This window comes from Vibrio sp. AK197 (genome assembly GCF_053903115.1).
In genome coordinates, this window is the sequence record NZ_CP096429.1 from 1,067,423 (window position 1) to 1,088,316 (window position 20,894).

Sequence of the window (20,894 nt, forward strand, 5' to 3'; positions counted from 1 at the left end):
TAAGAACCTTATGCCATTTAAATGAAGTAAAATAGATAATCATATTTTGTGATCTAGCTCGTTCTATATGAGAAAAATTTACATTTCAATCGTGCTCTTTGCGGCGACATGCGTCTTTTGTGCACCAACACTGAGCAAAATTGCTTTATTTTGGGGCTTTAATCCCATTAACTTGGATTAACGGATCGGTTTTAAGTGGAAAAGTTTGACTCTTTGGTAAAAATTTACCGAAAAAATACACGCTTGACGAAGTATATAAAACTCTAAAAATTCACTGAAATACAAAATATAAATTCAAAACAACAAATCAAATGACGTCCAAATCGTCAATCCATTTCAATAGTGGTGATAACTATTGATGAGTACCAATACCAAGTAAACATCTACAAAAGGGCTCAAGCTTGAAATGGTCTATATATTGCTTTAAAAAAGAGAAGCATATTTACCTTTAAGGTAGCCGAATAAGCACGGACAGCAAAAAATGGTCACTCACCACATCGAAAGGTGAGTAAGTCAAACCATAGCAACTCAACAGAATTAAGGACGATTCTATGATTACTGCCGAAGCGGTTATCAACCTCAGCGCACTGCGCGATAACTACGATTTGTTAAAACATAAAGCCGGCGGCAAAGGCGTTATTGCAGTGATCAAAGGGGATGCCTACGGTCACAATGCGCTCAAAACGGCCAAAGCTTTGAAACAAGCCGACATGTTTGCGGTTTCTCGAATTGAAGAAGCCATCGAGCTTAGACATGCGGGTATCGAACAGCCGATTCTTCTTCTTGAAGGCTGTTTTTGCCAGAAAGATCTTGAAATAGCCGCGCATCACCATCTTCAAACAGCGATTCATTGCCAAGAACAGTTGACCGATCTTCAAAACGCCTCGCTCTCCGCGCCCCTCTCTGTTTGGTTAAAACTCGATACAGGAATGCACCGCTTAGGTGTTCAACCCTATGAGCTTAGTGATTACGTAGAGCAAATCACCGAAACAGGAAAACTCGCAGGCCCTGTTGGTTTCATGAGCCATTTCAGTTGTGCGGATGATCTCAATGCGTCTTCGACTCAAAAGCAAATTGATCTGTTCCTCTCTCAAACGTCATCCTTCCCCGGGCCGAAAACGTTAGCTAACTCAGCGGGTATATTATTTTGGTCAACGTCGCATTTTGATTTTACTCGAGCAGGTATAGCACTTTACGGAATCAGCCCGAATGAAAATGAAACGGGGCGCCAGCATCATTTACGCCCTGCAATGACATTGAAATCTCGCCTGATCGCGGTACGTCATCATAAAGCCAATCAACCCGTTGGGTATGGGGAAACTTGGACAGCTCCAAACGATACCTACATCGGAGTGGTCGCAATGGGCTATGGGGATGGCTATCCACGCAATGCACCAGAAGGAACGCCGGTGTCGATCAATGGACGAGAAGTGCCCATCGCGGGGCGTGTATCCATGGATATGATCACTGTAGATTTAGGCCCCAATGCGCAAGATAAAGTGGGCGATAGCGTTGAGTTTTGGGGAGAAAATATCGCCATTGAACGTGTAGCAAAACACGTGGGTACTATTCCTTATGAGTTGGTGATAAAGCTCACCAAACGTGTTCACAAACGTTATCTCGATCATACTAATCCTGTCGATCATATAAATCCTCTCCCCCATCAAACTGACCTCAACGAGTAAAACGCTATTTCGACAAGTTGCGGCGTGTGCAAAATCGCACCGCCGTCTGAACGTTAACCCTTTGAAAGGGCTGTCATATAACCTTCATTTTCATCTGCTTTAATAATTGCAAATAACGAATAGTGCTCTCTATTCTATGTAAGAGATGAAATCCATGGCCTTGTCCATTCATGATATAACCCTAAGTGAACATACCCTTTCCGATTTAAAATCCGTTGAATACCACTGGATACGTACACTGTATGTCGAAGGTTATGAACCTTCAGAGATCAATCACTATATTCAAACCTGCTTTGGTGGTGATGATACCTTTGCTAATCTTTTTCGGCGCGTTGCATTAAAACAAGAAAGTGTCTTCGTGCTGCTTCAATATTTAGGCTGTGCCCCGTCAAATAAAGAACTCACCTACTAATCCACAGAGCAAATAGATTAATTTTCCTTGTCGTCCGCATTTCTGTGCAAGGAGAGCTAGCGATACACGCAAAGTCTTTGAGTACCTCGCATCCAATAGGATCCAAGATTTTTATTATTTAACAGAGAGTTATAGTAGGAATCAAATCGCAGATATAAAAAAACCCGAGGCAAAGCTCGGGTCATGGTTACAAGAACTGTTAGTGAACATCTAGTAAGGAATAAAGCTAACAGCCAGCTATGCGTAACGCCAGTCTGCACACTGCTTAACTGATCGGCGGCCAAACCAAAAGCGCTAAGCAGAAATACACGTTAGGCGACCTCGCGGTCGCCTTTATCGTTTTTATTAACCTTTAACACCACCAGAAGTTAATCCACCGACTAACCAACGCTGGGCAAGTAAGAAAACGACCGTAATTGGTAATGCAGAAAGCACAGCTGCCGCCGCAAAGTCACCCCATAAGTAGTTTTGAGGGTAGAGATACTGCTGCATACCAACCGCTAATGTGTATGAGTTTACATCAGAAAGCAGTAAAGATGCTACCGGAACTTCACCCACTACCGCGATAAACGACAGGATAAATACCACCGCAAGAATAGGCACAGACAGAGGCAGAAGAACTAATCGGAATGCCTGCCAAGGGGTCGCGCCGTCCAGCGCTGCCGCTTCTTCCAAAGAATTGTCGATGGTTTCAAAATACCCTTTTATTGTCCAAACATGCAGTGCTATACCGCCAAGATAGGAGAAAATAAGCCCCCCGTGAGTATTTAACCCAAGGAACGGAATGTACTGACCTAACTTGTCAAAGAGAGCATACAGCGCAACTAACGCCAACACCGCTGGGAACATTTGAAAAATCATCATCGCTTTCAAAATGGTGTTTTTACCTTTAAAGCGCATGCGCGCAAAAGCATACGCTGAGGTAGTAGAAAGCGCGACGATCAAAATAGATGAAATACCCGCGACTTTGATTGAGTTCCAAAGCCAAGTTAAGACTGGGAAAGGTGGTGGTGTGACGGTGCCATCCGCATTTGTCACAGAGAAACCAAGTGCCAATTTCCAGTGTTCTAATGATGGGTTATCAGGAATCAAGCTCCCGGTCGCGAAGTTACCTTCGCGAAACGAGATAGCGATTACCATCAACAGTGGAAAGATGATCAGCGCAAGGAAAGCCCATAAAGCCGCATGCGTTGCCCAAACTCGGTATTTGAGTGATTTACCTTGAACCATTGCCATTGTTCGACTCCTTAATCCTGCGCGACTTTAGTGAAACGTAAGTTAATTAATGCAAGTGCGCCAACCAATAGGAAGATAAGCGTTGCGATTGCACTGGCGAGACCGAAGTCTTGACCACCCGACCCTTCAAACGCGATACGGTAGGTGTAGCTGACTAACAAGTCGGTGTAACCCGCAGGTTCAGAGGTACCAATCATGTTTGGCCCACCAGAGGTCAATAATTGAATTAACACGAAGTTATTAAAGTTAAACGCGAAACTTGCAATCATTAACGGTGTTAGTGGTTTGATCATCAAAGGTATCGTGATGCGTTTAAAGTTTTGGAAGAAATTAGCACCATCAATTGCTGAGGCTTCATAAAGATCATCGGGAATCGCTTTTAATAGGCCCATGCACAGAATCATCATGTATGGAAAGCCTAGCCAGGTATTAACGATGAGCACCATGGTTTTAGCTAAGAATGGGTCAGAGAACCATGACGGACTGATTCCGAAGATAGACTCCAGCACCATATTTATCTCACCAAAGCTTTGGTTAAACAAACCCTTAAAGATAAGGATTGAGATAAAAGCAGGCACCGCATAAGGTAAAATCAGCAGCACTCGGTAGATCGCACGCCCGCGCAGCGCTTCCCATTGGACAACACTCGCTAACACCATGCCGATGATGGCAGTAAATATAACCGTGCCCGCAGAGAAAATAATGGTCCAAATAAAGATGCTGATGAATGGCTCTTTGATGCCATCATCTTTCCATACGCGCTCAAAGTTATGAGAACCGATGGTCACCACAAACCCTGGAGACACAGTGTTGCCGACAAACGCACCGGTGTCGTCCACCGGTTGGTAATACCCGACATCCATATTCGGACGCAGCGTTTCACCGGTTTCATTATTGATCAGCGTCTCGCCGTCATCTTGAAGGGCATAAAGCGGCTTCACCGCAGCAAACTTACGTAACCCGCTCATGCGAATCTCATCACCACCGGGTAATTGCAGATCCAGTAAGTTCAGTTTGTCGCGATTTGCGATAATGGCTTTAATGGCGGCTTTGTCACCACTCACACCTTCAACCGGTGTCAATGACATCTCTTGCTCGCCAACCGAGGCCAAATCAAAAGCTTGAGTAGCAAGCAATTGTTCGCCTTGTTGAATGGTGATGACTTGCCCCTGTTCTGTATCAAGCAGAGTAAATGGGTAGCTGTCACCACTTTGAAAGGTGCGATCGAGTAGTACCGACTGTGCTCGATCAAACGAAAGTTGGTTTTTGGCACTGTAGTTCGTAAAGGCCAGTCCAATGGTATATGCCAATGGGAAAAGAATGAATAAAATCATTCCGGCAATACCAGGGTAAATATAACGATGAGCGTATGTTTTCTTGCTACCAAAAATATACAAAGCTAATGCAGTTAAAATAAGCGTTAATAACGCGAAAGCAAGCTCACCTCGAGAATACATTAGAATAGTGGCATAGCCATTAATAATTCCGACTGTCCCAAGCAGCGCCCATTTAATAAACACTTTTTGGCTAGACGGTAAGCTTTTTTTAGAAGATGTCATAACATCAATACCTTGGACTGACTGCATATTACAACCTGCTAGCGATAAACGAGGAAAATAAGGAGGAGTTACCCCCTCCTTCAAAAAGAAAAGACTTACTTAGTAACTTGTTTTTCTGCATCTTCAAGAGCAGCATCAACAGATTGGCGGCCATCAACAATGTTAATGATCGCATTTTTCGCTGCGCCCCAGAATGCGTTCATTTGAGGAATGTTCGGCATGATTTCACCGTTCATCGCGTTGTCCATCGTCGCTGCGATGCGCTTATCTGAATCCAATTCACGTTGGAAAGAGTTAAGAGCAACAGCACCTAACGGCTTATCGTTGTTAATGTCACGTAGACCGTCGTTGGTGAGCAAGTAGTTTTCGATAAACTCAACCGCTAAGTCTTTGTTTGGTGAAGCAGTGCTGATACCGGCAGTGAGTACGCCAACAAAAGGTTTAGACGATTGACCATTAAATTTAGGTAATGTTGTCACACCATAATTGATGCCCGACTTCTCAATGTTACCCCAAGCCCAAGGACCATTAATGGTCATTGCCGCTTTACCTTGGTTAAACGCAGACTCAGACACGGAGTAGTCCATATCCGCAGAGATAACCCCTTTATCGACGAGCCCTTTAACAAAGTTCATGGCGTCTTTTACGCCTTCTTTATCAAGACCTGCATCTTTAACGTCATAGCCTTCTGCACCGAATTTGAACGCGTAGCCACCATCAGCCGCCATTAATGGCCATGTGAAATACGGTTCTTTTAGGTTCCACATGATGGCAGACTTGCCTTCTTTTTTAAGCTTCGCGTCTAGCGCTGCCACATCTTCCCAATTTTTCGGTGGGGTTGGGACCAAATCTTTGTTGTAGATAAGAGAAAGCGACTCTACCGCAATTGGGTAACCGATGTACTTACCATCGTATTTCACCGCATCCCAAGCAAAATCAACGATACCTTCTTTGACAGATTTTGAAGGTTTGATTTCGGCTAGGAGACCCGATTCAGCGTAACCACCAAAGCGGTCATGCGCCCAAAACACAATGTCAGGACCGTCACCTGTTGCAGCGGTTTGTGGGAATTTGTCTTGAAGCGCGTCTGGGTGAGCCACAGTAACTTTGATGCCTGTGTCTTCTTCAAACTTCTTACCGACTTCCGCTAGGCCATTATAGCCTTTGTCGCCGTTAATCCAGATGGTGAGCTGACCTTCTTCGATCGCAGCATGTGCACCAAATGAACCAAGAGCAACAAGAGTACCGAGCGCTACAGAGCTTAGGGCATTTTTCATGTTCATATCCTTTTTTATATTTGTGTTGTAGGGCTTTACCTGAGGTTTCGCCGTATTTCGCCATATATAATCAGAAAAAAAGGAGTTCGACTCATCCTCCCAACCCCTACGCCCTCTGTATTATGGCGTATTTTCGTGATCACCATCGATACTGAATGGCGACCGATATCACAAAAAATCGGTTTATTGTGATCATTCTCATAAACGGTCAATGAAATAATTTGAAGTGGATCTTAGTGTGCATTCTCCTCCCCCTTTCCCCTCATCCCCTCCTACTACCCCCAGAAAAAAATCAACCGGGAGGATGTGCCTCAAACAGGAAATAGCGACACTACAGCTATCCAATAGTGGATGGTAAGAAGCTTTTCCAGTGTTCAATCTTTGTAGGTTTACTGGTTTGCAATATCACACTGGTTTTGCTGTTGAGTGTAGAGTGTTCGGGGTAGTGAATTTCTGTTTCGGGGGAGACACTCTACGTTCGCGGGGGAAGCAGACCAAGTTTTGATATTGAGGGTGATGTGATGTGTCTTAAGAATCGTCCATCACCCTAATTTTTCTTGCCATTATAGACATCACACCAAATTCCTACTGTTACTGCTCATCACATAATTCATATAATGCTGAGTGGTAAAATAAAATTTCGATCGAGGACAAGCTAGATGGCGAGTGTCACGTTAAAAAATGTATGTAAAGCTTATGGCGACGTATTGATCTCGAAAAACGTCGATTTAGAGATTAAAGAGGGCGAATTTGTCGTCTTCGTTGGCCCATCAGGCTGTGGTAAGTCAACCCTTCTTCGCTGTATTGCTGGATTAGAAGACATCACGTCTGGTGATCTGTATATCGGCCAAGAGCGCATGAACGATATCGAGCCGTCCAAACGTGGCGTGGGCATGGTGTTCCAATCATACGCGCTTTATCCACATCTTAACCTTTACGACAACATGTCTTTCGGCCTTAAATTGGCAAAAGCCAATAAACAAGAGATCGATCAACGTGTTGACCATGCAGCTGAAATTCTTCAGCTCAGTCATCTTCTTGATCGTCAACCTAAAGCTCTGTCTGGTGGTCAACGTCAACGTGTGGCGATTGGCCGTACACTGGTATCACAACCAAACGTGTTTTTGCTTGACGAACCATTGTCAAACTTGGATGCCGCACTGCGTGTGCAGATGCGTTCAGAAATCACCAAGCTACAACGCAAACTTGGCTGCACCATGATTTACGTGACTCACGACCAAGTCGAAGCCATGACCATGGCTGATAAAATCGTGGTTCTCGATGCCGGTTTTGTTTCTCAAGTGGGTAAACCTCTTGAACTTTACCACTATCCAAAAAATCGCTTTGTTGCGGGCTTTATCGGCTCACCAAAGATGAACTTCATGAGCGTATTCATTGATGAAGTCGAGGAAAAGCAGGTTAAAGTCCAACTTTCAAACGGCACTTCATTCTGGATTCCGGTCGAGGGCACAACTGTCGAGCGTGGTGCCCGTATGTCACTTGGCGTCCGTCCTGAGCATTTACTGAAACCTGAAGACGCTGATGCCACCATTGAAGGTGACGTAATGATTGTCGAGAAATTGGGGAATGAAACTCAGGTTTACATGAACCTGGAAGCCGCAGATGCGGACGTTATTTACCGTCAGCCTGACACGCTTGATGTTGAAGTGGGTGATAAAATTGCCATTGGTATTCCTGCCCATCGTTGCCATCTGTTCCATAGTGACGGTCGCGGTTGTAAACGATTATTCCGCGAAAAAGGCGTTGAATTTTTAGAAGAATAACCCTTTACTCTTTAGTTTCAATCCGTTTAGGCCACGTTTACGTGGCCTTTTTTTGTTGATGATTCAGCAACCCCACATTGATATATTAATAAAAAAGCCACCTTGCGGTGGCTTTTTAGATGCTAAATGAACTTACTGAGCAGTGACCGAAATCGCTTTCGACGCAGCATTAAAGTTTATTTGGTAAGTTGCATTATCACCAACCTGATAATCCGTGCTTGGATAAGATTCAGTCCACTGACCATCATCGATTTTGAATCTTGCAGGGCTCTCCTCACCACTGAAGGTTTGCGTTGTGGTATACAAGCCGCTTTGCGCGTCATACTCAAGCTGTGTTAGCCCCCACGAATTCGATGTACCGCGGTAGTACCAAACTTCCTCACCTTGGGTGGTACCTGAAGCACACTGAGCGCTATCTACCCAGCTTCCTCCGAGCAAGCAAAGGTTTGGATTTGTAATGGCGGCATCGGCCGTTTGATTACTCCCTTTATCGCTTAAAATCACATTCAATGAGGTTAAAGGAGTGCCGAAATCATGACAGTAAATCCCGTTGTCTTCACTCATCACCACACCTGGCCAAGTGGCGTTTGCTACCGTGGTTGCCGCTTCTACGCCCCAATAATACAAAGTCGGAGAGCTAAAGCCCGCACTATTGTCGTAGCACACCTTGGTCAAACTATCTCCACCATTGTCGCCACCTCCTTGTGAATCAACGCTAAAGCCACAACTTTCCAGTGACTGCCATTGCCCATTAAGCAAGCAAGTCCCTGTTGAGGTCGTCAGATCAGTACCTTGCGCGCTACCTGCATCCGAGAAAATGAGGTTGATACTGGTCGCTTGACTGCCCACATCGTGACAATAAAAATCCCCATTTTCGCTCATCACAGCCCCAGGCCAATTTGCGTCTTCGACGGCACCTGCAGGCAAGGCATTCCAGTAATACATCGTCGGCGAGCTAAATCCTTGGCTATTGTCATAGCAAATCGCCGTTGATGTCACCGGGGTCGCAGGTTGGAGATCCCCCCCACCCTGGCAATCCGTCGTGCACGCATCGCCCACTTTCGCTCCTACGTGAATCGCGGCGGCATCCTGAATGGCGATAGTAAAGGACGCTAAGCCTGCGCTATTGACCGAAATCGTCGGCCCACTACACTCGCCTGTTTGCGCGTCAAAATCACCCGCAATCACATCGCAATATTCCCCTTCTGGCATACCGGTTTGCAGCGTTTGCGATAACGTATTGTTATCGTCGCGGTTAATCGCGACAAAACCTAAGCCGCCGCGCCCAAATGCAATTTGGTTATAGCCGTTATCCCACCAATCGGTCACTTGCCATTGGTCGGCGGTGTAGTTACGAAACGCCACCATATTCGCGACACCACGCCAACGGTGTTCACAAACCCAATCACCACCATCAAAACCACAAGCGTTTCCGCTGTGAATGCCAGTTGAAGGAGGCCCAGCGTCAAAATCATTAAAGTAATAACCTGACATCACTTTGGGGTAACCATAAGGATAAGCGAGCGTAAATACATTCCCTAAGAAGTAGAGATTACCAGCGTCTTTGTAGCTAAGGGTTTGCTCGGGGTTATGGCGTTCTTCATCGTGATTGGTAACAAATGTGACGGCCTCACTGCTCGCCAACCAACCATCACCCGAGCCGATATTCTTCAGCTGATTGATCCCCCCGTTTTTGAAAATAGGCCCAAGCGTGCGCGCAAAATTAAACTCGGTGACATCCCCAATATAAGTATATTCGCTGGTTTGAACCGGCTCTCCGTACGCGCCAATCACTTCTTGAAAGAGGTAAGGGCTGCCGTTTAACTTACTTTTTATTGCCGCAATATCTTGTGCTGGGATATGCTTTGCAGCGTCAATACGAAAGCCAGCAACGCCCATACTCAGCGCGTCATTCATATAGTCAGCAATTTTCTGGCGTACATATTCAGATTCGGTTTTTAAATCATTCAGCCCAACCAAATCACAGTTTTGAACTTGCCAGCGATTGGAATAGTCAATATCGCTGGTACAGGTGTGAAAGTCATCGCTGCTGTAAGGGACATCTGGGAAGTAACGGTTTGCCGCAGCCATATGGTTAATCACGGCATCGACATAGATATCAACCCCTGCCGCTTTACAACGCTGTACCATATCCTGAAACTGTGCACGTGTACCGCTGCGCCCTTCAAAGGCGTAACTCATAGGCTGATATCTCGCCCACCACGCTGAGTTATCTACACTGGACTGAGGCGGGGAGACTTGCACTGCGGCAAACCCTTTCGGCCCGAGGAAAGTTTCGCATTCGCTGGCGACATCAGGCCAGCTCCATTCAAATAAATGGACAAATGCTGTTCTAGGTACTTCATCTGCAAACAACGGCGCACTACTGAGCATTCCACTCAATATCAACGCCGAGGTGACAGCGTGTGTCTTGATTTTCATATTCATTCCTTTAACTATGAACTAGCTAAATTAGGCTATTATTATCGAGAAGGTTTAAGAGAGTTTATAAGGCAGAAATAACTCCCCAATAAAATAATCAAACAAGCCAATTAATATACAAACTATGAATATGTCAGCGTGTGATAATAATCATTTAATGTAGTGATGAATACGCTTTTATCTATAATTTAAATCACACTCAGTGAAAGATGTGGTCAATAAAACCTCAATAAATAATACGCAATTCTCTATATTTAACTTTTCTTTAAAATAAAATAACTTAGATTATTTATATTCAAACGTATTAATAATATCAGCTACAAATGGAGACAAGTATCACAATAAAACAGCGCTGACTGTTTTAATTATCGTGATCGAGATTTTGTCATACCAAATGATGAGTTTAGAATTTTGGAAAAATAAAAAAGAGAGCGTTATGCTCTCTTTCTCGTCGGTATTTTTGGACTTGATTACGGGGTCTCAATCCGTTTATGCCCTTGCTCAAGGTGCACAAAATCAACCAAATCTTCGCCCGATACCTGATACGCCTGACCAAACCCCTTCACAAATAATCCATGTTGGGGAGTGAATTTAAATAGAATGAAATCTTGCAATTGACTCAGACCATCAATGATTTCACCAAAACGTTGCTGTAGCTGCCCTATCACCTCTTGCCACAGCTCTGAGTTACGTTCTACGATTTCAGCTTGCGCATCAAACGTAAGTCGTTTGCGTGCAAACAGTTGTTTCGCGGCCTTCTCATCTTCAATCATCATCAGCGATACATGCGGATTCAACTGTAAATTTCGCGCATGGCGAGCGATTTCCGATATCAACACAAAATAACCCATTGAGTTTTGCACAAACGGGGCATAACTGACATTCGGTTTACCGTCCTGATCAACGGTGGCAAGTTGAAGCGTCATGCAACTCTGGCGAAACTCTTCAATTTCTGGCCCTAAGCGTCCTTGTAGACGCTGCTGTTTCATCTGCTGATCCATCATCGTGTTCCTTTATTGGTGAGCGCTTAACTGAGACTTCAATTCAGCAAACTTTTCTACTTGTGAAGGAAGCACATTACGCTGATCATCTCGACCGAGATAAACTTTAAGGATACTGGCTCCTTGATTATCAAAAAAGCCGATGTAGTGGCTGTCTTTGCCCATAAACGGCTTACTCACCAGAGCAATATTTTCGATACTTTCTAGCTTGATATGACCATGAAGCTGACCATTTTCACCTTGTAAGTTGTAATAGCCATTCGCCATGATTCCAGCCGGAAACGGCGCTTTAATTTCAAATATCGAACCACCAGCATGAATAATGCTCGTGAGTGGCCCAAATTCAACCAAACTTTGAAGTATCTCAAGCGCTTCATTTGGCGAAGCAACCAGCGCCATCGATGCAGGTAATTCCTTAACCACCTCTAACTCTGAAACGTTAAGACGCTGCGCCATCGAGACAGGACGTAAGTTAGGTTCTTGCTCGATAAGAGCGGCGACTTGAGCTTGTATAGATTGCATAGTTCTCTCAATTGTTACCATATTGTAACTGGTTGCTGCCCCGCGATAGGACAGAGATTGGTTGGTTCTCACGCAGTCAAATGCAGTGATAAACAAAAATAACCATACTCAACCAACTGTTTAATATCGACAAATTATGTTAATGACCCATTTCTCATTTGATCCTATATTTTTGTTTGTGATAATACAAATGATAATTGATATTATTTAGATTATAAGCAATACTCTCGCACTTTACACCATCACAACAACTTGTGATGACCAATAACACAGATTAGAACCGTATGCTCATGAACCACAATAAACCTAAGATCCATCTTGTCGTCTTATTGCTCTCGACGCTCAGTTTTATGGCTCAAGCACAACAAAAAATCGTGAGTGCTGGCGCCGCAGTCACTGAGCTGCTACTCGCGCTTGACCAACAATCCTCTCTGGTTGCTGTCGATGTCACCAGTGAATTACCGGCGGGCATTGAAAAGCCAGTCATTGGTTATCATCGTCAGTTATCAAGCGAAGGGATACTCGCGACTGGCGCAACGCAGCTCATCGGCTCAGACGAAATGGGGCCGCAAAGTTCATTAGAGCAGCTCAAGCGCGCTGGGCTAACGGTTTCGATTGTTAATACTGAGCCAACGCCCCATGGTTTATTAGAGAGAATTGATCAATTAGCGGAACTCACCAATAGCCAGCAACAAGCGCGCGCGCTCAAAGCTGAGGTGAGCAAAAACCTCGAGACACTTGATGCCCTACGTCCACAAAAAGAGGCTCAAAAGAGAGTACTATTTCTTCTGATTCACGAAGGGCGAGCAGCCAATGTTGCAGGAAAAGAGACCACGCCAAACGAGATCATTCATCTCGCTGGAGGTATTAATCCCGCTGCCGAGCAGTTAAGTGCTTACCGTCCGCTCTCCAACGAAGCCTTGATAGAAATGCAACCTGATGTCGTGTTAGTTAGTGGCCGCAGCTACCAAAGCCTTGGTGGTACTGATGCCATACTTCGCGCCCTTCCAACGTTAGCGGCAACACCTGCGGGAAAAAATCATCAAATCATTACCATTGATGGTCACGCTTTAGTCGGTGGTTTAGGGCTAAAGAGCTTGTCCGAAGCAAAACGGATTAATCAACTGATTTATCCTTAGGAGTCAGTCGGTGTTACGAACAGTACCCACAACCTTGATCTTAACAGTATTTATCACTTTGCTTTTCGCGCTCGCCATAAGCTCAATTACTATCGGCCCTATGCGTATTAGCTGGATGGATAGTTTGGCGGCGCTCACCGGAGAAACTCATAGCAACGCGCCGCATATTGGCATGATCATTCATCAAATTCGTTTGCCTCGAACTTTGTTATGTATGTTAGTCGGGGCCATTCTGGCCATTTGTGGCGCTGTGATGCAGGGCTTATTCCGAAACCCACTCGCCGAGCCAGGAATCATCGGTGTGTCTGCAGGTGCGAGCCTTGGGGCCGCTATTGCCATCGTGATATTCAGTCAACTGGATTTCAATGCCCCTAGCCTGTTGAGTTTATTTACCCTGCCTTTATTTGCCTTTTTGGGCGGCACTGTAACGACCCTGTTAGTGTATCGTCTTGGTACCGGACGGATGGGCACATCCGTCACCGTAATGTTATTGGCTGGCGTCGCCATTAGTGCAATTTCTGGCGCAGGGATTGGTTATCTTAATTTTATTGCCAGCGACCAAATGCTGCGTGATTTATCGCTTTGGTCCATGGGCTCACTGGCTGGCGCGAACTACAGTCACATTGGATTATGTGCGGCGGTGCTTTCTGCCCTAATGATTATATTTCTTCGGAAAGCGATGGCACTCAATGCGCTCCTGCTTGGAGAGTCAGAGGCAAAACATCTTGGTATTGCGATTCAATCTCTGAAACGCCAGCTGATTTTGCTCACGGCACTGGGGGTTGGTGTAACGGTCAGTGTCGCAGGGAGTATTGGATTCATCGGCCTTGTCGTCCCCCATTTAGGTCGAATGCTGTGTGGCCCGGATCATCGACGTTTAATCCCCATTTCCGCCATATTAGGGGCCGTACTGATGACGGCTGCCGATATCTTTGCGCGTGTTGCCGTTGCGCCTGCAGAGCTTCCTGTTGGCATCGTCACCGCTTTGATTGGTGCGCCATTTTTTATCTATTTGCTCTTTAAGCAACGAGGACACATGCGATGAAAGCATCTCACTTTGATATCGCGCTTTCCGCGAACAATATCCATGTCCATTTTGGCGATACCTGTGTCGTAGATGATGTCAGTTTGGCAGTAAATAAAGGCCAAGTGACGGCACTTTTAGGGCCCAATGGCGCAGGTAAAAGCACGTTACTCAAAGCGTTAGCTGGCGAGTTAGTTTGTAAAGGTGAGGTCGAAATATTTTCTGCGCCGCGTCGACACTGGAAAAAGGATGATCTAGCGCGGCATTTAAGTATGTTGCCACAAAGCAGCTCCTTGAGTTTTCCATTTCTGGCGCAAGAAGTGGTCGAATTAGGCGCCATTCCTTTAAATAAGTCGGCTCGGGAGATTACTCAACTGGCAAGAATCAACATGCGCAAAGCGGGCGTAGAGCATTTAGCTCAGCGGCTATACCCTTCGCTTTCTGGCGGAGAAAAGCAGCGCCTTCATCTTGCGCGTATCTTGACTCAGCTTTCTGAAGCCGGCGACAAACAAATTTTATTACTCGATGAACCGACGTCTGCTTTGGATCTTTCCCACCAACATAACTCACTGAACTTAGCGCGAAACATTGCCCACAATGAAAACGCCGCAGTCATTGTTGTACTGCATGATCTAAACTTAGCGGCTCAATACGCTGACCGTATGCTGGTCCTAAAACAAGGGCAAATCGCCTATGATGGTACGCCCGAGCACGTTATGACCGCGAGTATGATTGATGATGTCTATGGGTACAAAGCGACTATTGCCACTCACCCGTCATTAGGGTTTCCAATGATGTACAGTTCTTAGGTCGTCATCCTATCTCGTCATTTCTCTGTTTATTCTCGCGAGCCAATTAACACTAAACGATTTCATAGAGTTAATGGCAAATGGTGGTAGTCAATCTACACTTAACTAAAGATTGAAACCGCTAAGGATCCCTCAATGAAACATTGGCTCTTGTCGCTTGCCCTATGGATGCTGATTCCCGTCAGTGCTTATGCTCACGCCATCACTTTTGGTATCGTCCCCCAGCAATCAGCCGTGACGCTTGCTCAAAATTGGGGGCCGATTCTTAAATACCTCTCTGAACAAATTGGTCACGAGGTCGTATTTCGCACCGATAAAGATATTCCTGAATTTGAAAAACGCTTATTGGCAGGTGAATATGACATTGCTTACATGAACCCCTACCACTATACGGTATTTCATCAAAAACCCGGCTACCTTGCTTTTGCTAAACAAAAAAACAAGCAAATTCGAGGTGTTCTTGTCATCAATAAAAACTCATCGGTAACCTCCATCCACCAATTGGATGGTCAAAAGCTCGCTTTTCCGTCGCCAGTTGCTTTCGCGGCAACCGTCGTTCCTTTGTCGTCATTGGAGCAAATGGGAATTAACGTGGTTCCACAATATGTCTCTTCACATGAGTCCGTCTATCTTAACGTTGCTAAAGGATTTTTTATTGCCGGGGGCGGCATAGAACGCACTTTCAATAACAGTTCTTCACAAGTCAAAGAGCAGCTTAGGGTTTTATGGCGAACGCCCGGCTATACACCACATGCATTCGCTTCTCATCCGGATTTGGATCCTGACCTGGTACAAAAAGTCCAAACCGCATTGGTCAACATGGCGGCAACAAAGCACGGTTTGGAGCTACTTAAAAGCATTAATTTTAATGGCATTACGCCGGCAAATAACCAAGATTGGGATGACGTAAGGAGCTTAAACATCACTCTTCTTCAACACATGATTGACACGGAATAACCATGTCTCTGCGCTTAAAAACCATCCTTGGTATCGCCACAATTGAAGCGGTACTGCTGGCTATTTTGTTGTCTTTAACCCTGAACTATCTAGAAACGACGAACCACAGAGGGCTAGATGAACGCGCGACTTCAACCTCTACATTATTCGCAACATCAGTAAAAAACGCGGTTCTTTCTTATGATCTTGCGACCATAGAAGCATTCACCACTGAATTACAACGCAGCCCCGATATCGTGTATGTCGCGGTTTTTGGCGACAATAATCAAGCACTGTCAACCAAGGGTGATGTTCCCGAGTCATTGGATGACGCCCTGCTGCGCTTTCACAATCATGAAGAAACACAGAGTATTTACCACATTAAAGCAGATATCGTCAGCTCAGATATTACATTTGGCTCAGTATGGATAGGGTTTGACCTTAGTTATCTAAACCAACAAATTGAAGATGCTCAACACTGGAGCGCGCTGATTGTGTTTGGCGAGATGTCACTCGTCGCACTCTTTTCCTATTTTCTTGGCGCTTACTTAACACGCCGGCTATCGGAGCTTCGCAAAGCAGCCGATGACATTGCACAAGGAAAACGCTATATCTCGCTGTCTACTCATGGCGAAGATGAACTGGCAACGGTTTCCAAGGCATTTGAACAAATGGTAGAGAGCTTACGCCAGAGTGAAGACGAAAATCAGCAATATCAGCAGCAATTGCTATCGACCAACGAGTCGCTTGAAGTTAAGGTCGCCGCACGGACACAAGATCTTATGCGCTCAAATCAGGAGTTGCGTCAAACCAATCATCAACTAAAAACAACCCAAGCCAAATTGGTCGAAACTGAAAAAATGGCATCAATTGGCACCATGGCTGCTGGCGTTGCACATGAAATTAATAATCCAATCGCCGCGGTGAAGAGTAACTTACAAAGCTGCTTTGAATACCTCTCCACATACCAACAATGGGTCTCACATAGTGAATCTCTGATTGGGCAGCAGTATCACGACAAACAAAAAGCAGAATTTGAACGTTGGAAAAAAAACCAGCATGTTGAGTTTCTTTACGAAGACTTCAAAGATAGCCTCAATGATGCACAAATGTGTGTGACTCGCGTGGCGAGAATCGTATCTGCACTACAAAATTACTCTCAATACCAAAACGAAAACGACCGAACATTTAGTCATATCGAGCTTTTTGATGTTATCGATAAAGCTCTGAATCAAATACCATTGTCTCTCAACGTCCAAATTATATTGGATGCAAGCATAAACAAACAGCCTGCGGTTGTCGGTGTTTATGACGAATTAAAAACCTTATTCGAACAAGTGATCAAAAATGCGATTCAGGCATGTGATCGCGCAGCGCCACAACTCAACCACTGTGTAAAAGTCACGGCAAGCCACTCCCAACACTCGGTGAATATTGTTATTGAAGATACCGGGGCTGGTATCCCTCAAGATGCGGCGTCACGCATTTATGACCCTTTCTATACCACGCTTCCCGTAGGTGAAGGGATGGGGCTTGGGCTAACTTATGTCTATGATATCGTGCACCTACATCAAGGTGATATAAACATTCAGTCAAGCCCCGATGGCACTAAGGTGACGATTGTCCTTCCGGTGGCTGAGCGTTATTCTGGTTCGATAAGTACTGGTTAATTTTTTCAATGTTTGAGGCCAAATAGCGCTGGTAAGATTTGAGTTCATCGAGCCATTGCTTACTTGGCGCAGTCGCACATTCATTAAAGCGCTTGCAATCACTCTCTAACTTTTCGGCTCGTTGGCCACTCACTTTGGCTCCCACCATATAACTCGCCGCTTTTATGGTATGAAGACATAAGCGTAAGTGGTCATATTGAGAGGATTCCAATTGTTCTGGAAAATTGACCAAGCTATAAAGGGTATTAATATATTCCTTCATCACTTCGAACAAATAATCCTCTCCAACCATCTCTTCAACTACGGAAGGCGAAAACCCGTACAGTTCTTCACAATCAGGCACGTTCGCCTCCGGTTAATTATATGAATATAGCGATGGGTAATGGCGTTTGCTTTTCAATCTCTTTGAGCTTGGCTATCGCATGAGAGCTCAAAGCTTGCCCAGCTGTTAGCATCAACTTTCCGTTTGGCAGATAAAGATCCTGTTTAAGAACCGTGCCGGCTTTGACGTCTTCCAAACTCACGCACGCGTCTATATCTAAGTTCTCCAAACCAGATTCCACAACTTTAATAAACACTTTGACCACATCTGGGTCATATTGCTCCCCACCTTGTTGACGAATGTACAACAGTGCACTGGCCGGTTTCATGCGTGTTGGGTTATTGGTCGAAGTCACAAAGAAATCGTAATTTTTCACGATTCTAAGAATTCGAGCACCAATGGGGATCGCCTCACCATGCAGGTGATCGGGCTTACCTGTGCCATCAAAATTTTCATCTTGGTGACGAATAATATCGACTAAAGGCTCAAAGCGTTTGATACCACCGATAATTTCCGCTCCGACTTCAGGGTTTGATGAAGGCGCTTGGGGAATCGCGGCTTCATCATCGTCAATAACCAACTCCTGTTGCTCTTTGACCTCTCCGATAAGCCCAATTTCATGCATTAATCCAGCTAAATACACTTGTTTTACGTCCGTATCGGGTAACTGCAGCTTTTTAGCGACTTCTCGGGATATTTCAGCAATACGCTCTGCATGATCCGCTTTTAACCCTGTTCGATGCTCAATGATCGCCATCAAGGTATGTAGAATATCGTTAAAAATTGCCGAGCGATTTTTCAGTAACACCTGCAAGTTACGATTGGCTTTAACAAGCGCTTCAGTGCGCTCTTCAACTTTCACTTCCAACTCATCATTCATCTGCTCGAGCTGCTGATTTTTGGCTGCGAGTTCACCAAGTAATCGCCGTTTTTCACGTTTTAGCTCAAACACTTCTGCCGCTTTCGCCAACGTTTGTTTGATGGCTTCATTGTCCCAGGGTTTTGCCAAGTAGGTGTGAATGCCGCCCTCGTTTACGGCTTTTACCGTCGACTCCATATCACTGTACCCAGTGAGAAGGAAACGCAGTGAATCAGGACGGATTTGCCGCGCTAGAGATAAGAACTCAGCGCCATCCATTTCCGGCATACGCATATCAGAAATAATCAGTGGTGCGTCGTTTTCTTGCAAGTACGCCAACGCGTCCGAGCCACTATCAAAACTGACAACATCGTAGTCATAACGCAAGACACGTGTTAGCGATTTAAGGATATCTTGCTCATCATCAAGCAACAGTAAACGTAGCTTTTCCTTTTCAGTAACCGTCCCTTCAGAAGTTTCAAGCACCGATTCGTTGTCAGGATGCTGGTTATCGCTAGGTGGCGACTCCTTTTTGATTTGATCAGGCTGGGCGGAAGTTGTCATAGCGAAACTCCTTTATCATTCTGAGTCATGTAAGAGAGAAAGTCAGATTGGCGTAAAGGCGGGCTGATTAAAAAACCTTGAGCATGAGTACAACCCAACTGCTTTAAATACGTGAGCTGCGATTTATCCTCAACCCACTCCGCCATAATGTCGACATTGAGTGACTTCGCGCTGTCAGTAATCGAGTTAATGATGACATCACTACTTGCGCTTGTACCAATTGAGCGCACAAAACGCCCATCAATTTTTACCATATCAAACGGCAAGTCACATAAAGACTCAAAGCCAGAAAACCCGGTGCCAAAATCATCAAGTGCCGACATCACGCCAAGGTCATGCAAGCGGTCCATTTCGGCTCTAACCGCATCAAAATCTTCTATTTTGTCCGTCTCAACCATTTCTATCTTTAGTTGCTCAATGTATGGCTTATATTGGTCGATATAGCCAATCAATAAATTGTGAACAAAGCCTTTTTCTAACTGCTTAGGTGTGACATTAAAACTCACTTTAATATAAACGTTCGCCTCATTAAGACTTTTCACCAGTAACAGCGCCTGCTCGACAATCGTCACCGTCACCACATCAACTAAGTCATGCTTAAACAATAAAGGCAGAAAGATATTAGGCCCTTGATAACTGCCGTCTTCTAATCGGCGTCGAACCAACGCTTCACATCCATCAATTTCGCTGGTGGTAATATTCAATTGTGGCTGAAAAAACGCTTCAAAATGATAAGCTTCGATATCCGCTATAACATCTTTAAGTGCAATAACGTCGTCAGAGTCATCCCCGTTATCAAGCCAATACATGTTCTCGACAATCGGCCACATATGCTGTTTACGGTCAGCAATATGGAATTGATCAATGCTGATATTCTTCCAAGAACTGACTTCGCTCAGCAAAAGTTTAACGCGGTAATTGAGTTCTTTCCCAAACAGCAAGTTATTCACCCATGCACGAATACTTTTTAGCAGATAATGCCCATCAGACGAGTATTCAAACAGAGCGATAAATTTGTCCGCAGCCCGATACCATTTCACCGCCTGAAATGTATTCAATTTTGCAGCGCAGTCGCTTAACAACTGATTTCCGACCAGTACTGACAACTGATCATTGATGCTCGACATGTCTTCAATGTCTAACATCACCACCAGCCACAGCTTAGGCTCATCCTGGTCAATTTTCGCGATCCGTCTTTCGAGTTCTACCGCCGACCAACACCCGGTTAATTTGTCACGTTGTGAGGTTTCACGATGCTCTTTCAACGTCTGACAAATGGTATCGAACAGCTTGGATTTATCCCAAGGCTTACTGACATACTTGTTCAGTGCGCCCGCGTTCAGCGCTTTAGAAACACCAATAATATCAGCTTGACCAGAGAGCATAATGGTCGGGATTTCAGGAAACATGCTATTGACTTTAAGTAGAAATTCCGCGCCATCCATATGAGGCATTCGATAGTCGGTAATGACTAATCCAATATGGTTGCGACTTAATATGTCCAACGCCTCACTGGCGGAGGTGGCGGTGTGAATCTGAGCCACTTTATTGCGAAGTTCTCGCTCTATCGCTCTGAGAATGTGGGGCTCGTCATCAACGACCAGAATTTCGGTATAAGCGACCATTTAATATCCTTTCTCGCTGTCTTTAGAT

The 20,894-nt window shown here is 45.0% G+C and carries 17 protein-coding genes; 8 read left to right on the forward strand and 9 right to left on the reverse strand.

From position 1 onward, the window contains the following. The first annotated feature begins 551 nt into the window (after positions 1-551). Both alr and M1D72_RS04760 read left to right on the forward strand, forming a co-directional pair. Complete coding sequence (gene alr / locus M1D72_RS04755) at positions 552-1,685, forward strand: alanine racemase (protein ID WP_456294719.1); 1,134 nt, start codon at positions 552-554, stop codon at positions 1,683-1,685. A gap of 154 nt (positions 1,686-1,839) precedes the next feature. Beyond that, positions 1,840-2,097, forward strand: a complete 258-nt coding sequence (locus tag M1D72_RS04760) for a hypothetical protein (RefSeq protein ID WP_390194213.1) — start codon at positions 1,840-1,842, stop codon at positions 2,095-2,097. Positions 2,098-2,442: 345 nt separating this feature from the next. Here the strand turns inward: M1D72_RS04760 and malG are convergent, their stop codons facing one another. From malG to malE, 3 genes are all read right to left on the reverse strand, one after another. Continuing rightward, the gene (malG, locus tag M1D72_RS04765; RefSeq protein ID WP_390194211.1) at positions 2,443-3,333 is read right to left on the reverse strand and encodes a maltose ABC transporter permease MalG; all 891 of its coding nucleotides are present in this window, start codon (positions 3,331-3,333) and stop codon (positions 2,443-2,445) included. An 11-nt stretch (positions 3,334-3,344) separates the two neighbouring features. Beyond that, entirely contained in the window at positions 3,345-4,919 is a 1,575-nt protein-coding gene (gene malF, locus M1D72_RS04770; RefSeq protein ID WP_456294720.1) for a maltose ABC transporter permease MalF, read from the reverse strand. A 68-nt stretch (positions 4,920-4,987) separates the two neighbouring features. Then, positions 4,988-6,169 carry a maltose/maltodextrin ABC transporter substrate-binding protein MalE gene (gene malE, locus M1D72_RS04775; protein WP_390194205.1) on the reverse strand — a complete coding sequence of 394 codons (1,182 nt, stop codon included), beginning with the start codon at positions 6,167-6,169 and terminating at the stop codon, positions 4,988-4,990. 659 nt (positions 6,170-6,828) lie between these two features. On the opposite strand from malE, the gene malK reads away from it, so the two are divergent. Next, positions 6,829-7,953: a maltose/maltodextrin ABC transporter ATP-binding protein MalK gene (malK, locus tag M1D72_RS04780; protein ID WP_456294721.1), complete on the forward strand. Its 1,125-nt coding sequence runs from the start codon at positions 6,829-6,831 to the stop codon at positions 7,951-7,953. A 132-nt stretch (positions 7,954-8,085) separates the two neighbouring features. Here malK and M1D72_RS04785 read toward each other — a convergent pair whose 3' ends face one another. The 3 genes from M1D72_RS04785 to hutX all read right to left on the reverse strand — a co-directional run bounded on the left by M1D72_RS04785 (position 8,086) and on the right by hutX (position 11,918). Further along, positions 8,086-10,395 carry a starch-binding protein gene (locus M1D72_RS04785; protein WP_456294722.1) on the reverse strand — a complete coding sequence of 770 codons (2,310 nt, stop codon included), beginning with the start codon at positions 10,393-10,395 and terminating at the stop codon, positions 8,086-8,088. 470 nt (positions 10,396-10,865) lie between these two features. Beyond that, positions 10,866-11,396, reverse strand: coding sequence for a heme utilization protein HutZ (gene hutZ / locus M1D72_RS04790; RefSeq protein ID WP_390194421.1), 531 nt, complete (start codon positions 11,394-11,396; stop codon positions 10,866-10,868). A gap of 12 nt (positions 11,397-11,408) precedes the next feature. Further along, the gene (gene hutX, locus M1D72_RS04795; RefSeq protein ID WP_390194196.1) at positions 11,409-11,918 is read right to left on the reverse strand and encodes a heme utilization cystosolic carrier protein HutX; all 510 of its coding nucleotides are present in this window, start codon (positions 11,916-11,918) and stop codon (positions 11,409-11,411) included. A 290-nt stretch (positions 11,919-12,208) separates the two neighbouring features. On the opposite strand from hutX, the gene M1D72_RS04800 reads away from it, so the two are divergent. The 5 genes from M1D72_RS04800 to M1D72_RS04820 all read left to right on the forward strand — a co-directional run bounded on the left by M1D72_RS04800 (position 12,209) and on the right by M1D72_RS04820 (position 17,496). Then, a complete protein-coding gene (locus tag M1D72_RS04800) occupies positions 12,209-13,057 on the forward strand; it encodes a heme/hemin ABC transporter substrate-binding protein (protein WP_456294723.1) in 849 nt (282 codons plus the stop codon). 10 nt (positions 13,058-13,067) lie between these two features. Continuing rightward, positions 13,068-14,102, forward strand: coding sequence for a FecCD family ABC transporter permease (locus M1D72_RS04805; RefSeq protein ID WP_456294724.1), 1,035 nt, complete (start codon positions 13,068-13,070; stop codon positions 14,100-14,102). Continuing rightward, on the forward strand, positions 14,099-14,890 hold the full coding sequence (locus M1D72_RS04810; protein ID WP_390194186.1) for a heme ABC transporter ATP-binding protein: 792 nt from the start codon (positions 14,099-14,101) through the stop codon (positions 14,888-14,890). The genes M1D72_RS04805 and M1D72_RS04810 overlap by 4 nt, the downstream gene beginning before the upstream one ends. 135 nt (positions 14,891-15,025) lie before the next feature. Further along, on the forward strand, positions 15,026-15,847 hold the full coding sequence (locus M1D72_RS04815; protein ID WP_456294725.1) for a phosphate/phosphite/phosphonate ABC transporter substrate-binding protein: 822 nt from the start codon (positions 15,026-15,028) through the stop codon (positions 15,845-15,847). A 2-nt stretch (positions 15,848-15,849) separates the two neighbouring features. Then, positions 15,850-17,496, forward strand: a complete 1,647-nt coding sequence (locus M1D72_RS04820; RefSeq protein WP_390194180.1) for a sensor histidine kinase — start codon at positions 15,850-15,852, stop codon at positions 17,494-17,496. Here the strand turns inward: M1D72_RS04820 and M1D72_RS04825 are convergent. Genes M1D72_RS04825 through M1D72_RS04835 form a run of 3 tightly spaced genes read right to left on the reverse strand, consistent with a single transcriptional unit; the run spans position 17,435 to position 20,866 of the window. Beyond that, positions 17,435-17,839 carry a hypothetical protein gene (locus M1D72_RS04825; RefSeq protein WP_456294726.1) on the reverse strand — a complete coding sequence of 135 codons (405 nt, stop codon included), beginning with the start codon at positions 17,837-17,839 and terminating at the stop codon, positions 17,435-17,437. The genes M1D72_RS04820 and M1D72_RS04825 overlap by 62 nt on opposite strands. A gap of 16 nt (positions 17,840-17,855) precedes the next feature. Continuing rightward, positions 17,856-19,241 carry an HD domain-containing phosphohydrolase gene (locus M1D72_RS04830; protein ID WP_456294727.1) on the reverse strand — a complete coding sequence of 462 codons (1,386 nt, stop codon included), beginning with the start codon at positions 19,239-19,241 and terminating at the stop codon, positions 17,856-17,858. Continuing rightward, positions 19,238-20,866 (reverse strand): EAL domain-containing protein, encoded by a 1,629-nt coding sequence (locus M1D72_RS04835; protein ID WP_456294728.1) that lies wholly within the window; start codon positions 20,864-20,866, stop codon positions 19,238-19,240. Before M1D72_RS04835 ends, M1D72_RS04830 begins: the two co-directional genes overlap by 4 nt. Positions 20,867-20,894: the final 28 nt, after the last annotated feature.

Bases quoted from the DNA above. Each gene is read 5' to 3' on its own strand.
- M1D72_RS04760 (WP_390194213.1), top strand. From the start codon at position 1,840: ATGGCCTTGTCCATTCATGATATAACCCTAAGTGAACATACCCTTTCC.
- malG (WP_390194211.1), bottom strand. From the start codon at position 3,333: ATGGCAATGGTTCAAGGTAAATCACTCAAATACCGAGTTTGGGCAACG.
- malF (WP_456294720.1), bottom strand. From the start codon at position 4,919: ATGCAGTCAGTCCAAGGTATTGATGTTATGACATCTTCTAAAAAAAGC.
- malE (WP_390194205.1), bottom strand. From the start codon at position 6,169: ATGAAAAATGCCCTAAGCTCTGTAGCGCTCGGTACTCTTGTTGCTCTT.
- malK (WP_456294721.1), top strand. From the start codon at position 6,829: ATGGCGAGTGTCACGTTAAAAAATGTATGTAAAGCTTATGGCGACGTA.
- hutX (WP_390194196.1), bottom strand. From the start codon at position 11,918: ATGCAATCTATACAAGCTCAAGTCGCCGCTCTTATCGAGCAAGAACCT.
- alr (WP_456294719.1), top strand. From the start codon at position 552: ATGATTACTGCCGAAGCGGTTATCAACCTCAGCGCACTGCGCGATAAC.
- M1D72_RS04810 (WP_390194186.1), top strand. From the start codon at position 14,099: ATGAAAGCATCTCACTTTGATATCGCGCTTTCCGCGAACAATATCCAT.
- M1D72_RS04800 (WP_456294723.1), top strand. From the start codon at position 12,209: ATGAACCACAATAAACCTAAGATCCATCTTGTCGTCTTATTGCTCTCG.
- M1D72_RS04835 (WP_456294728.1), bottom strand. From the start codon at position 20,866: ATGGTCGCTTATACCGAAATTCTGGTCGTTGATGACGAGCCCCACATT.
- M1D72_RS04815 (WP_456294725.1), top strand. From the start codon at position 15,026: ATGAAACATTGGCTCTTGTCGCTTGCCCTATGGATGCTGATTCCCGTC.
- M1D72_RS04820 (WP_390194180.1), top strand. From the start codon at position 15,850: ATGTCTCTGCGCTTAAAAACCATCCTTGGTATCGCCACAATTGAAGCG.
- M1D72_RS04785 (WP_456294722.1), bottom strand. From the start codon at position 10,395: ATGAAAATCAAGACACACGCTGTCACCTCGGCGTTGATATTGAGTGGA.
- hutZ (WP_390194421.1), bottom strand. From the start codon at position 11,396: ATGGATCAGCAGATGAAACAGCAGCGTCTACAAGGACGCTTAGGGCCA.
- M1D72_RS04830 (WP_456294727.1), bottom strand. From the start codon at position 19,241: ATGACAACTTCCGCCCAGCCTGATCAAATCAAAAAGGAGTCGCCACCT.